Source organism: Pantoea conspicua (assembly GCF_002095315.1).
In the GTDB taxonomy this organism is placed as follows: domain Bacteria; phylum Pseudomonadota; class Gammaproteobacteria; order Enterobacterales; family Enterobacteriaceae; genus Pantoea; species Pantoea conspicua.
This window is the reverse complement of the sequence record NZ_MLFN01000005.1, coordinates 118,992-131,156: the sequence shown is the minus strand read 5'-3', so window position 1 is coordinate 131,156 and position 12,165 is coordinate 118,992. Positions and strand designations below refer to the sequence as shown.

13 protein-coding genes and 2 tRNA genes are annotated in these 12,165 nt (G+C 55.0%); all 15 read right to left on the bottom strand.

Translation table 11 applies throughout. From position 1 onward, the window contains the following. Positions 1-104: 104 nt before the first annotated feature. Positions 105-180 (bottom strand) — tRNA-Lys (locus tag HA41_RS03970). Between the two features lie 74 nt (positions 181-254). Further along, positions 255-330: transfer RNA gene (locus HA41_RS03965), tRNA-Lys, on the bottom strand. A 173-nt stretch (positions 331-503) separates the two neighbouring features. After that, the gene (gene cpoB, locus HA41_RS03960) at positions 504-1,295 is read right to left on the bottom strand and encodes a cell division protein CpoB (RefSeq protein WP_094119681.1); all 792 of its coding nucleotides are present in this window, start codon (positions 1,293-1,295) and stop codon (positions 504-506) included. Between the two features lie 9 nt (positions 1,296-1,304). Beyond that, positions 1,305-1,832 carry a peptidoglycan-associated lipoprotein Pal gene (gene pal / locus HA41_RS03955; RefSeq protein WP_031374834.1) on the bottom strand — a complete coding sequence of 176 codons (528 nt, stop codon included), beginning with the start codon at positions 1,830-1,832 and terminating at the stop codon, positions 1,305-1,307. A gap of 51 nt (positions 1,833-1,883) precedes the next feature. Beyond that, positions 1,884-3,179: a Tol-Pal system beta propeller repeat protein TolB gene (tolB, locus tag HA41_RS03950; protein WP_094119680.1), complete on the bottom strand. Its 1,296-nt coding sequence runs from the start codon at positions 3,177-3,179 to the stop codon at positions 1,884-1,886. A gap of 115 nt (positions 3,180-3,294) precedes the next feature. Next, complete coding sequence (tolA, locus tag HA41_RS03945) at positions 3,295-4,608, bottom strand: cell envelope integrity protein TolA (protein WP_094119679.1); 1,314 nt, start codon at positions 4,606-4,608, stop codon at positions 3,295-3,297. Positions 4,609-4,635: 27 nt separating this feature from the next. After that, entirely contained in the window at positions 4,636-5,064 is a 429-nt protein-coding gene (gene tolR, locus HA41_RS03940; protein ID WP_010260764.1) for a colicin uptake protein TolR, read from the bottom strand. Between the two features lie 13 nt (positions 5,065-5,077). Further along, the gene (tolQ, locus tag HA41_RS03935) at positions 5,078-5,764 is read right to left on the bottom strand and encodes a Tol-Pal system protein TolQ (RefSeq protein WP_031374831.1); all 687 of its coding nucleotides are present in this window, start codon (positions 5,762-5,764) and stop codon (positions 5,078-5,080) included. Further along, entirely contained in the window at positions 5,761-6,165 is a 405-nt protein-coding gene (gene ybgC / locus HA41_RS03930; protein WP_094119678.1) for a tol-pal system-associated acyl-CoA thioesterase, read from the bottom strand. The genes tolQ and ybgC overlap by 4 nt, the downstream gene beginning before the upstream one ends. A 178-nt stretch (positions 6,166-6,343) precedes the next feature. After that, on the bottom strand, positions 6,344-6,637 hold the full coding sequence (gene ybgE, locus HA41_RS03925; protein WP_094119677.1) for a cyd operon protein YbgE: 294 nt from the start codon (positions 6,635-6,637) through the stop codon (positions 6,344-6,346). Then, positions 6,637-6,741 carry a cytochrome bd-I oxidase subunit CydX gene (cydX, locus tag HA41_RS03920; protein WP_094119676.1) on the bottom strand — a complete coding sequence of 35 codons (105 nt, stop codon included), beginning with the start codon at positions 6,739-6,741 and terminating at the stop codon, positions 6,637-6,639. The genes ybgE and cydX overlap by 1 nt, the downstream gene beginning before the upstream one ends. Positions 6,742-6,756: 15 nt before the next feature. Continuing rightward, entirely contained in the window at positions 6,757-7,896 is a 1,140-nt protein-coding gene (gene cydB / locus HA41_RS03915; protein WP_094119675.1) for a cytochrome d ubiquinol oxidase subunit II, read from the bottom strand. 11 nt (positions 7,897-7,907) lie between these two features. Further along, positions 7,908-9,479, bottom strand: a complete 1,572-nt coding sequence (gene cydA / locus HA41_RS03910) for a cytochrome ubiquinol oxidase subunit I (RefSeq protein WP_094119674.1) — start codon at positions 9,477-9,479, stop codon at positions 7,908-7,910. A gap of 574 nt (positions 9,480-10,053) precedes the next feature. Beyond that, positions 10,054-10,929, bottom strand: a complete 876-nt coding sequence (gene sucD / locus HA41_RS03905; protein WP_021508535.1) for a succinate--CoA ligase subunit alpha — start codon at positions 10,927-10,929, stop codon at positions 10,054-10,056. Beyond that, positions 10,929-12,095, bottom strand: a complete 1,167-nt coding sequence (gene sucC / locus HA41_RS03900; RefSeq protein WP_046288453.1) for an ADP-forming succinate--CoA ligase subunit beta — start codon at positions 12,093-12,095, stop codon at positions 10,929-10,931. The genes sucD and sucC overlap by 1 nt, the downstream gene beginning before the upstream one ends. Between the last annotated feature and the right edge of the window lie 70 nt (positions 12,096-12,165).

The window sequence follows — 12,165 nt, the reverse complement described above, 5'->3', positions numbered from 1 at the left end:
TTCGAACCTGCGACCAATTGATTAAAAGTCAACTGCTCTACCAACTGAGCTAACGACCCGCTGGGGCTTACAACCTTTCATTGCGCCGGGCGCCTGAAACAAGATGGTGGGTCGTGCAGGATTCGAACCTGCGACCAATTGATTAAAAGTCAACTGCTCTACCAACTGAGCTAACGACCCATCTTAGGTTGTGAAGCAATGCTGAAGGTTATTTCCTGAAAGGGCGCAAAGATAACAACGCGTCTGACCGGAGATGGTGGGTCGTGCAGGATTCGAACCTGCGACCAATTGATTAAAAGTCAACTGCTCTACCAACTGAGCTAACGACCCATCTTCAGGCTTACCAGGCACATTTCCAATTTAACAATGTCTCCCGGCAACGGCGGCATATATTACTGATTTACTGAGGTAGCGCAACCCTTATTTCTGCTAAAAGCGTCGTTTGCTTACCTTTCATACGGCAAGACCAGAAATCACACGATATCCGGTCTGAACCGTACAGATTACATTCCTGCCAGACGTTTTTGCGCCTGTTTTGCAGAATCGGTATTGGGATAAAGTTTGATCACCTGCTGGAAAACCGCTTTGGCTTTCGCCGTGTCGTTTTTCTCCTGCATGATGACGCCCACTTTCAATAACGCCTCTGCGGCTTTCGGCGACTTCGGATAGTTTTTCACCACCGTGGCGTAATAATAGGCCGCGTCGTCCTTTTTGCCTTTGTTGTAGTTCAGCTGTCCCAGCCAGTAATTGGCGTTCGGCTGATAGGTCGAATCAGGGTAACGTTTTACCCACGCCTGCAGCGCAGTGATCGCCTGGTCGTACTGTTTCTTCTCCAGAATCAGCGCAACTGCCGCATTGTAATCACTGTTTGCATCACCGCTCTGCGTCGGTGCGCTGTCAGTGGCAGCAGCACCCGCGTCGGTGGTAGCAGCTGCACCGGCTGAGGCATCGCTACCGGCCGCTGACTGCGCGCCGCCGCTGTTACTGCTGCTCAGGCTGTCGATCTGCTGATAGAGCTGCTTCTGACGTTCGACGACCTGATTCAGCTGATACGAGTTTTGCTGGATTTGCCCACGCAGCGAGTCGATATCACGCTGGTTATCGCTCATCTGCTGCTGCAGTTGTTGCATCAGCTGTGCCTGGGCATTGGAGATTCGTTCAAGAGTGGTGACACGGTCTTCGACCGAGCCGGAGCCAACGCTACTGATTGACGCTTGGGCATTAGCGGCCCAGGGGGCCGCTACGCCAATCAGTAACGACAGACTCAACAGATGATGTCTGAAGTTACTAACCATGTGATTCTCTTAGTAGACCAGTACGGCACGACGGTTTTTAGAATAAGCCGCTTCGTCATGACCCAGAACCGCTGGCTTCTCTTTACCGTAAGAAACGATAGACATCTGATCGGCAGAGACGCCTTTGCCTTGCAGATACATTTTCACCGCGCTGGCGCGACGTTCGCCCAGGGCGATGTTGTATTCCGGCGTACCGCGCTCATCCGCGTGACCTTCAATGGTCACTTTGTAAGATGGGTTGCTACGCAGGAAGGCAGCATGCTGATCCAGCATCTGTGCGTAATCAGACTGAACGTCATATTTGTCCAGACCGAAGTAGACGATGTTGTTCTGCTGCAGCTGCTGCATCTGCAGACGCGCCTGCTCGTCAGAAGACATGTTGCCGCCGTTGCCGTTCATGCCAGAGTTTGCACCGTAAGCGCCATCAGCGCCCATGCCAGTCTGGTCATTGTTGTTGTTTTTGTGTGAGCTACAAGCCGCTACTGCCAGAACCGGCAGAGCCAGCATCAAACCCTTCAGCACTTTGTTCAGTTGCATTTCAAAAATCCCATTATTGTTTATTGTTTGTGATGTCTGTTAAGTCAGACATTACAGATACGGCGACCAGGCAGGAAATTTTACCTGTCCATCAGTTGCCGGAAGACGCGCTTTGAAACGGCCGTCGGTTGAAACCAGCTGCAGCACGGAACCCATCCCCTGAGTAGAGCTATAGATTACCATTGTGCCGTTTGGTGCCAGGCTCGGCGTTTCATCCAGGAACGTGTCCGTTAACGTTTGAACGGCTCCCGTTTCCAGATCCTGTTTGGCGACGTGTTGAGCACCGCCACTGGTGCTGATCATCACCATTGATTTTCCATCGGTAGCCACATCCGCATCCTGGTTCTGACCGCCTTCCCAGGTAATACGCTGTGGCGTGCCACCGTTGAGACCTACTTTGTAAATCTGCGGCGCACCCGCCTGATCCGAGGTGTAAGCCAACGTCTGGCTGTCCGGGAACCAGGTCGGTTCGGTGCTGTTATAACGGCCATCGGTCACCTGACGAGTCTGACCGGATGCCAAATCCATGACGTAGAGGTTGAGGCTACCGGTTTTAGACAGGGCAAAAGCCAGTTTTGAGCCATCTGGCGAGAACGCCGGCGCACCGTTGTGACGCGGATAAGAGGCGACCTGGCGCACAGCACCGTTGGAGAGCGTCTGCACCACCAGCGCTGACTTGCCGCTTTCAAAGGTCACGTAAGCCACTTTGCTGCCATCTGGCGACCAGGCTGGTGACATCAGCGGCTGCGGTGAACGGTGAACCACAAACTGGTTGTAGCCATCGTAATCCGCCACGCGCAGTTCATACGGGAACTGGCCGCCGTTGGTCTGCACTACATAGGCGATACGGGTGCGGAAAGCGCCTTTAATACCGGTCAGCTTCTGAAAGGTTTCGTCACTGGCGGTGTGCGCAGCATAGCGCAGCCACTGTTTGGTCACCTTGAAGGAGTTCTGTGCCAGGACGGTACCTGGCGCACCGCCGGTATCGACGAGCTGGTAAGAGACCTGATAGCTGCCATCCGGGTTAGACTGCACCTGACCGACAACGATGGAATCAATGCCCAGTGCGCTCCAGGCGGCAGGCTGAACTTCCTGCGCGCTGGTTGGCTGCTGTGGCAGACGCGAGCGATCGAGCGGATTAAATTTACCGCTGTTGCGCAGGTCAGCCGCCACAATGCCACCGATATCTTCTGGCGCGGCGCCAGCACCGGCCCATTTAAACGGTACCACGCCAATCGGGCGTGCGGTATTCACGCCCTGGGTGATCTCAATACGAACTTCTGCATGCAGCACGGCTGCCCACAGCAGGATAAAAAAGCCTAACGTAACGCGAAGAGCTTGCTTCATTTTATCTCCCTTATCTGAACCTCAGTCCAAGATAATTGGCACTGTTCCTGGAAACCATGAGTACAACTTAACTACGGCAAGCTAACCTTAGATCAACTTGCCGTCAGATACTGCATTATTGCGGTTTAAAATCCAGAGGTGCGTTGCGGAACACCTCATAAACATCCTGACTAGGCGGCTTAGGAAAACGCGCCTGACGCGCTGCTGCCAATGCCGCCTGGCACAAAGCGGGATCTCCGCCTTCAGTTTTTGCGTCGATTAACATTCCATCTGGTGCCAACTTGATCCGCAAGGTACAGGTACGGCCTTTAAAGCTTTCCCAATCGTAAAACTTGCTTTTTACTGCGTCCTGGATTTGACCCGCATAATTGCTGATATCTGCACCTGATGCGCCCGATTTTTTCTGTTTACCCTGACCTGCTGCGCCGCCAGAAGTGCCACTTTTCGGCGCATTCTTACCGGAGGCGAGTCCGCCTAGCAGGTCATCAACATCGCTGTCATTGGCGGCATCCGCAGCGGCTTTCGCTTTCGCATCGGCTTTGGCTTTTGCTGCGGCATCGGCTTTGGCTTTGGCGGCTGCGTCCGCTTTGGCTTTCGCAGCGGCTTCCGCTTTCTCTTTGGCCGCGTCTGCTTTAGCTTTCGCAGCGGCTTCCGCTTTGGCTTTGGCGGCTGCTTCTGCTTTCTCTTTAGCGGCTTCGGCTTTCGCTTTAGCCGCTTCAGCAGCCTTCTCTTTGGCTTCTTCAGCCGCTTTGGCTTTCGCATCAGCCGCGGCTTTCGCTTTGGCGTCTGCGGTAGCTTTCGCCTCGGCGTCTGACTTCGCTTTCGCTTCGGCTACGGCTTTCTCTTTTGCCGCCGCGGCAGCGGCCGCTTTGGCCTGCTGATCGGCCTGTTTCTTCGCCTCAGCGGCGGCCTGTTTCGCCTGTTCAGCCGCCGCTTTGGCCTGCGCATCCGCCTGGGCTTTGGCGTCCGCTTTAGCTTTCGCTGCGGCAGCTTCCGCGGTTTTTTGCTGCTCCTGCGCCTGCTTAGCGGCCTCTTCTGCCGCTTTCTGCTGCTCAGCCTGCTGCTTCGCCTGCTCTTTCGCGTTTTCCTGCGCTTCCAGACGCTCTTTCTCCAGCGCTTTCAGACGCTGCTGCTCAGCGGCCTGTTTCTGTTGCAGCTCTTCGGCCTGCTGCTGCGCCTGCTTTTTACGCTGCTGTTCAGCGCGCTGGCTGTCGCTCTGCTGGTTCTGCTGACGGTTGTATTGACTCACTACCGCACCGGGATCGACCATCACAGCATCAATATCGCTGCCGCCGCCGCCGGCACTGCTGGCGTCAATGTGCTCATTAAACGAGCTCCATATCAGCAGCGCGATCAGCACGATGTGCAGAATCACCGAAATGATTATCGCGCGCTTTAACTTCTCGTTTTGCTCGGTTGCCTTCGACACACTCGGTTCCCAAAAAACGGTTCGATTTTAAATCGGCTGCGTCATCAAACCGACAGATTTAACACCCGCCTGGTGCAGCAGGTTGAGCGCTTTAATAATTTCGTCGTAAGGCACTTCTTTCGCACCCCCGATCAAAAAGACGGTCTTTGGATTCGCTTCCAGTCGACGCTGCGCTTCGCTGATGACCTGCTCCGGTGGCAGCTGATCCATACGATCATGATCGACCACCAGACTGTACTGACCGACACCCGCCACTTCGACAATCACCGGCGGGTTATCGTCACTGGCGACGGTTTTCGAATCGGTGGCATCAGGCAGGTCCACTTCTACGCTCTGGGTAATAATGGGCGCCGTCGCCATGAAGATCAGCAACAGCACCAACAGGACGTCCAGTAGCGGAACGATGTTGATTTCCGACTTCAGGTCGCGGCGTTTGCGACCACGTACTCTGGCCATCATTAACCTCTATTTACTTAGCGCTATCGCTGGAAAAAGCCTGGCGATGCAGAATGGCGGTGAACTCTTCCATGAAGTTGTCATAGCCCTGCTCCAGTTTATTCACGCGCTGGTTCAGTCGGTTATAGGCCATCACCGCCGGGATCGCCGCAAACAGACCGATCGCCGTGGCGATCAGCGCTTCAGCAATACCCGGTGCCACCATTTGCAGGGTCGCCTGCTTCACCGCGCCCAGCGCGATAAAGGCATGCATGATCCCCCAGACGGTGCCAAACAGACCGATATAGGGACTGATGGAGCCAACGGTGCCGAGGAAAGGAATGTGGTTTTCCAGCGCCTCCAGCTCACGGTTCATCGAGATGCGCATTGCCCGGCTCGCGCCCTCAATGACAGCTTCAGGAGCGTGGTTATTCGCGCGATGCAGACGGGCAAACTCCTTGAAGCCAGAGTAAAAAATCTGCTCCGACCCGGCGAGTTCATCACGACGGCCCTGGCTCTCCTGATAGAGACGAGAGAGTTCGATGCCGGACCAGAACTTGTCTTCAAACGCCTCCGCTTCCCGTCCCGCTGCGTTGAGAATACGCGTACGCTGAATAATGATCGCCCAGGAGGCAATCGAAAAGCCGATCAAAATCAACATGATAAGTTTGACCAGAAGGCTCGCCTTCAGGAACAAATCAAGAATGTTCATGTCAGTCACTGCTTGAACTCCGCGACAATAGACTTGGGAAGCGCAATCGGCTTCATCAGATGTGGGTTAATGCAGGCAATCAGGACGTCTGCCTCATTGAGCACTTTGCCTTCAGCATTCACGATACGCTGGGTAAACGTCATGGTCGCCCGGGTCATTGATGTCACCTCACTCTGGATCTCCAGAAGGTCATCAAGACGCGCTGCGGCCAGATAGTCCACCGTCATGCGCCGCACCACAAAAGCGACCTGCTGTTCTAACAGCGTCTGCTGATTGAAATGGTGCTGACGCAACATTTCGGTACGTGCTCGTTCATAAAAAGCGATATAGCTGGCGTGATAAACCACGCCACCGGCATCAGTATCTTCGTAGTAGACCCGAACCGGCCAGCGAAACAGCGTTGTACTCACTCTACATCCCGGCCTCGTTTTAAACGTTGCTACTATACGCAAGACAAATCGGGTTTGGAATGGGTCGCCAGAGCCAGGCGAAAATAATTATCGCGCCGAAACAAACGGAACGATTTCAGGGAGATTTCCTGACCGGACGCTGACAAAAACTCACTTACAGCGTCGATGTGGCGGGAGATTAAGCGTAAAAGCGATAAAGCGCGATAAACAGCACGATCATTGCCGGTAAGGGAGAAAACAGCGCCTGCCATAGAGTAAGCCGTGGCCGGAAACCTACGCCGTGGATTACGCCGCAGCAGATCGCCCAGATCAGCACCATTGCCTGCAGCGCAGGCAACCTGCCTGCGTGGTCGGCAAAGCGCGTCGGGTCCCACAGCACGCCGCCGGCCGTAATCAGCGCCAGCAGTAGCGAAAGGGCCCGCAACGGGCCCTTATCCATCAGACGATAGAGCGTCTGAATCACGGTGCGCATCAGTGTGTCTCATCCTGCGCATCGACATGCTCAATCGCCAGTGCGGTGACGATACCAAAGGCACAGGCCAGCAAGGTGCCAAGAATCCAGGCAAAATACCACATGCGTCGTCTCCTTAATCAGTAGAGTGAGTGACTGTTGCTTTCAATGTGCTCTTTGGTGATGCGGCCAAACATTTTCCAGTAACACCAGCTGGTGTAGGCAAGAATGATGGGCACAAAGATCACCGCGGCGACGGTCATAATTCGCAGGGTTAACAGGCTGGAGGTGGCATCCCACATCGTCAGGCTGATACCCGGCACCGTGCTGGATGGCATGATGAACGGGAACATGGCGATACCGGCGGTCATGATGACGCAGGCCAGCGTCAGAGAAGAGAACAGGAACGCCCAGGCGCCCTTCTCAACCCGTGAGCAGAGTATGGTCAGCAGCGGCAGCACAGCGCCCAGCAACGGGAACAGCCACAGCACAGGATGGGTCTGGAAGTTGACCATCCAGGCACCCGCTTCGCGCACCACGGTTTTACCCAGCGGATTAGAGGCAGCGAAGTGATCCATTGCGCTGGTCACCACATAGCCATCAATACCATATCTGACCCAGACACCCGCCAGCACGAAGCAGACCATCATCACCAGTGCAGCAAGTTGTGCCGCCGCGCGTGACCGCAGGTGCAGTTCACCGGTGGTGCGCATCTGCAGATAGGTGGCGCCCTGTGCCAGAATCATCGCCACGCTGACCACGCCTGCCAGCAGACCAAACGGGTTCAGCAGCTGGAAGAAATTACCGGTGTAGAACAGGCGCAGATATTCATCGGCATGGAACGGCACGCCCTGCAACAGGTTACCGAACGCCACGCCAATCACCAGCGGTGGCACAAAGCTGCCAATGAAGATGCCCCAGTCCCAGGCACCGCGCCAGCGGTTGTCTTCAATCTTCGAGCGGTAATCGAAACCCACCGGACGGAAGAACAGCGAGGCGAGCACCAGAATCATCGCCACATAGAAGCCGGAAAACGCGGCCGCATAGACCATCGGCCAGGCAGCAAACAGCGCACCGCCCGCCGTAATCAGCCACACCTGATTACCATCCCAGTGTGGCGCAATCGAGTTAATCATGATGCGGCGTTCGGTATCGTTACGGCCCAGAAAGCGCGTCAGCATCCCGACGCCCATATCAAAGCCATCCGCGACCGCAAAGCCGATCAGCAGCACGCCTATCAGCAGCCACCAGACAAAGCGCAGTACTTCATAATCAAACATGATCCTTCTCCTTATCCCTGCACCGGCTGGGTCATCGCCGTGATCTGTTCATGATGGTAACGCCCGCTTTTCAGGCTGCTTGGCCCCAGGCGGGCAAATTTAAACATCAGGTACATCTCAGCTATCAGGAACAGCGTGTAGAGACCGCAGATCAGGATCATTGAGAACAGCAGATCGCCAGTTGTCAGCGACGAGTTGGCGACCGCAGTCGGCAGCACCTCACCTATCGCCCAGGGCTGACGACCATATTCGGCGACAAACCAGCCCGATTCGATAGCAATCCAGGGTAGCGGAATACCAAACAGCGCCGCTTTCAGTAACCAGCGATTCTTACCGATGCGGTTACGCAGTACACTCCAGAACGCCAGCGCGATAATGCCCAGCAGCAGCACGCCACAAAGAACCATGATGCGGAAGGCGAAGTAAAGCGGGGCCACGCGTGGGATGGAATCCTGCGTCGCCTGCTGGATTTGTGCTTCGGTCGCATCTGCCACGTTGTCGGTATAACGCTTCAGCAGCAGACCGTAGCCGAGATCCTGTTTATGGGCGTTGAACGCATCGCGTACCGCCGGGTCCTGGCTGCCGCCACGCAGTTCATTCAGCAAGGCGTAAGCTTTCATGCCATTGCGGATACGCACTTCATGCTGCGCCATCAGATCTTTCAGACCGGTCACCGGCGTGTCGGTGGATCGGGTTGCGATCAGGCCGAGCAGCCACGGGATCTGAATGGCATATCTGTTTTCGCGGGTTTCCTGATCCGGCAGGCCAAACAGGGTAAATGACGCGGGCGCGGGCTGGGTTTCCCATTCCGCTTCAATCGCGGCCAGCTTGGTTTTCTGCACGTCGCCCATCTCATAACCGGACTCATCGCCCAGCACGATCACCGACAGCACCGCCGCCATACCAAAGCTGGCCGCGATAGCAAACGAACGTTTAGCAAAGGCGAAGTCACGGCCTTTCAGCATGTACCAGGCGCTGATGCCCATAATAAACATCGCACCGGTGGTGTAACCGGCTGCCACGGTATGCACGAATTTGACCTGCGCGACCGGGTTCAGCACCAGCTCGGAGAAGCTGAGCATCTCCATACGCATGGTTTCGAAGTTGAATTCAGAGGCGATCGGATTCTGCATCCAGCCGTTGGCCACCAGAATCCACAGCGCGGACATGTTTGAGCCGAGCGCCACCAGCCAGGTGACCGCCAGATGCTGCACTTTGCCCAGCCGATCCCAGCCAAAAAAGAACAATCCGACAAAGGTGGATTCAAGGAAGAACGCCATCAGGCCTTCAATGGCGAGCGGCGCACCGAAAATATCGCCGACGTAGTGAGAGTAATAGGACCAGTTAGTTCCGAACTGAAACTCCATCGTCAGACCGGTAGCCACACCCAGCGCAAAGTTAATACCAAATAACTTGCCCCAGAATTTGGTCATATCTTTATAAATCTGTTTGCCGCTCAGGACGTATACCGTCTCCATGATCGCCAGCAGAAACGCCATACCCAGCGTTAAAGGCACGAACAGAAAATGGTACATCGCCGTTAAGGCAAACTGTAAACGCGACAGCTCGACGATATCTAACATAATGACTCCTTGCTCCTCGCATTATCTCGTTACGCGCGTGACAGCGACGCGCGTAATCTGAGTCAGGAACGACTGTTTATTAATTCCAGTTTTTTATACCCGGCAGAACAGGTAAATGAGCTACCCGATGCTGGCGAATAACGGGTAAAGCAGCCCTGAGTGTCAACGCAGCGCTATCTTCAACGTAAGCAGAAACAACAGAAAAGCGGGTGTCATCCCCGGTCAGAGCAAACGTTTGAAAGTTTGTGTAAAAGGCTGGATTGATGCAGCGCAATTTACGCCTTTAGCGTTGCGCTTTGCCAGCAGAATAGTTGGTTATAACTTGCGGATAATTGATCTGGATTAACGTAATAAGTTTCCAGATATGTTCAGGTAGGTTTCTTGTTATCAGGATGTCATCGTCGCGCTGAATATTATTTAAAAAAGATTACCTTTGACCTATTTAATTAACGTTGGCGGTTTTTTGGGTGGTTATTCAGAGGGGTATCCGGCTCAACAACGTCACGGCCTGGCGGCCGCTTAATGCCATAAAAAAAGCCACCCGCAGGTGGCTTTTTTATCTGAACGGTCCGGCTTATTTCGCTGGCAGTACCGCTTTCACCGCATCACCGATGTCAGCCAGGCTACGAACGGTTTTCACGCCAGCCGCTTCCAGTGCCGCAAACTTCTCGTCTGCTGTGCCCTTACCACCGGCAATGATGGCACCCGCATGGCCCATACGCTTGCCTTTTGGCGCGGTAACACCGGCGATGTAACCAACCACTGGCTTAGTGACGTGCTCTTTGATGAACGCCGCGGCTTCTTCTTCCGCGCTGCCACCGATCTCACCGATCATGACGATCGCTTCGGTCTGTGGATCATCCTGGAACATTTTCAGGATATCGATGAAGTTAGAGCCCGGGATCGGGTCGCCGCCGATGCCGACGCAGGTTGACTGGCCGTAACCGATATCAGTGGTCTGCTTAACCGCTTCATAGGTCAGCGTACCTGAACGTGAGACGATGCCCACGCGGCCCGGCTGGTGAATGTGACCCGGCATGATGCCGATTTTGCATTCGCCTGGGGTGATCACGCCTGGGCAGTTTGGCCCGATCATTCGCACGCCCGCTTCATCCAGCTTCACTTTCACAGTCAGCATATCCAGCGTCGGGATGCCTTCGGTGATGGTGATGATCAGTTTGATGCCTGCATCGATCGCTTCAAGGATGCCATCTTTACAGAACGGGGCTGGCACGTAGATCACAGTGGCGGTTGCGCCGGTCGCTTCTACGGCTTCACGCACGGTGTTGAACACCGGCAGGCCCAGATGGGTGGTGCCGCCTTTGCCTGGCGTTACGCCGCCAACCAGTTGGGTGCCGTAGGCCAGCGCCTGTTCAGAATGAAAAGTCCCCTGGCCACCGGTGAAACCCTGGCAAATGACTTTGGTGTTTTTGTCGATCAGAATGGACATTATTTACCCTCCGCGGCAGCAACAACACGCTGTGCGGCGTCTGTCAGGCTGGTTGCTGCAATGATGTTCAGACCGCTGTCCGCCAGTTTCTGGGCGCCCAGCTCGGCGTTGTTACCTTCCAGACGTACCACAACTGGCACGTTGACACCCACTTCAGCCACTGCGCCAATGATGCCGTCGGCAATCAGGTCACAGCGTACGATACCGCCGAAGATGTTAACGAATACGGCTTTTACTGCATCGTCAGACAGGATGATTTTGAAGGCTTCTGTGACGCGCTCTTTGGTTGCGCCGCCGCCGACATCAAGGAAGTTGGCTGGCTGACCGCCGTGGTGCTTAACGATGTCCATGGTACCCATCGCCAGACCTGCGCCGTTCACCATACAACCGATGTTGCCTTCCAGCGCAACATAGTTCAGTTCCCACTGTGTGGCATGGGCTTCACGCGGATCTTCCTGGCTTGGATCGCGCATTTCGCGCAGTTCAGGCTGACGGAACAGGGCATTGCCATCGGCGCCCAGTTTGCCATCCAGACAGATCAGATCGCCCTGTTTAGTGATCACCAGCGGGTTGATCTCAACCATCGCCAGATCGCGCTCCAGGAACAGCGTCGCCAGACCCATAAAGATCTTGGTGAACTGACCCACCAGCTTACCGGATAAGCCCAGTTTGAAAGCCAGCTCACGGCCCTGATAAGGCTGTGGACCGGTCAGCGGATCAAGCGCCATTTTGTGGATCAGGTGCGGGGTCTCTTCCGCCACTTTTTCGATTTCCACGCCGCCTTCAGTTGATGCCATGAAGATCACGCGACGCGTTGCACGATCGACCACGGCACCCAGGTAAAGCTCCTGATCGATGTCGGTCGCTGCTTCAACCAGAATCTGGTTTACCGGCTGGCCATTGGCATCAGTCTGGTAGGTCACCAGGCGTTTGCCCAGCCAGTTTTCAGCAAAGGCACGGATCTCTTCTTTGCTGTTAACCACTTTCACACCGCCCGCTTTACCGCGGCCACCGGCATGAACCTGACATTTTACTACCCACGGACCTGCGCCAATTTTCGAGGCTGCTTCTTCCGCTTCACGTGGTGTAGTACAGGCGTAACCGGTCGGTGCTGGCATGCCATACCGTGCAAACAGTTGTTTCGCCTGGTATTCGTGTAAGTTCATGATGTTCTATCCATTCAGGTCTGAAAAGAGTAAAGAGGTTGGGCGCGCGGCGAGGCGCGCCCGATGAAAA

What these genes read in the sequence shown, in the direction of transcription:
- cpoB (WP_094119681.1), bottom strand. Translation starts at nt 1,295, where the DNA reads ATGGTTAGTAACTTCAGACATCATCTGTTGAGTCTGTCGTTACTGATT.
- pal (WP_031374834.1), bottom strand. Translation starts at nt 1,832, where the DNA reads ATGCAACTGAACAAAGTGCTGAAGGGTTTGATGCTGGCTCTGCCGGTT.
- tolB (WP_094119680.1), bottom strand. Translation starts at nt 3,179, where the DNA reads ATGAAGCAAGCTCTTCGCGTTACGTTAGGCTTTTTTATCCTGCTGTGG.
- tolR (WP_010260764.1), bottom strand. Translation starts at nt 5,064, where the DNA reads ATGGCCAGAGTACGTGGTCGCAAACGCCGCGACCTGAAGTCGGAAATC.
- ybgE (WP_094119677.1), bottom strand. Translation starts at nt 6,637, where the DNA reads ATGCGCACCGTGATTCAGACGCTCTATCGTCTGATGGATAAGGGCCCG.
- cydX (WP_094119676.1), bottom strand. Translation starts at nt 6,741, where the DNA reads ATGTGGTATTTTGCCTGGATTCTTGGCACCTTGCTGGCCTGTGCCTTT.
- cydB (WP_094119675.1), bottom strand. Translation starts at nt 7,896, where the DNA reads ATGTTTGATTATGAAGTACTGCGCTTTGTCTGGTGGCTGCTGATAGGC.
- cydA (WP_094119674.1), bottom strand. Translation starts at nt 9,479, where the DNA reads ATGTTAGATATCGTCGAGCTGTCGCGTTTACAGTTTGCCTTAACGGCG.
- sucD (WP_021508535.1), bottom strand. Translation starts at nt 10,929, where the DNA reads ATGTCCATTCTGATCGACAAAAACACCAAAGTCATTTGCCAGGGTTTC.
- sucC (WP_046288453.1), bottom strand. Translation starts at nt 12,095, where the DNA reads ATGAACTTACACGAATACCAGGCGAAACAACTGTTTGCACGGTATGGC.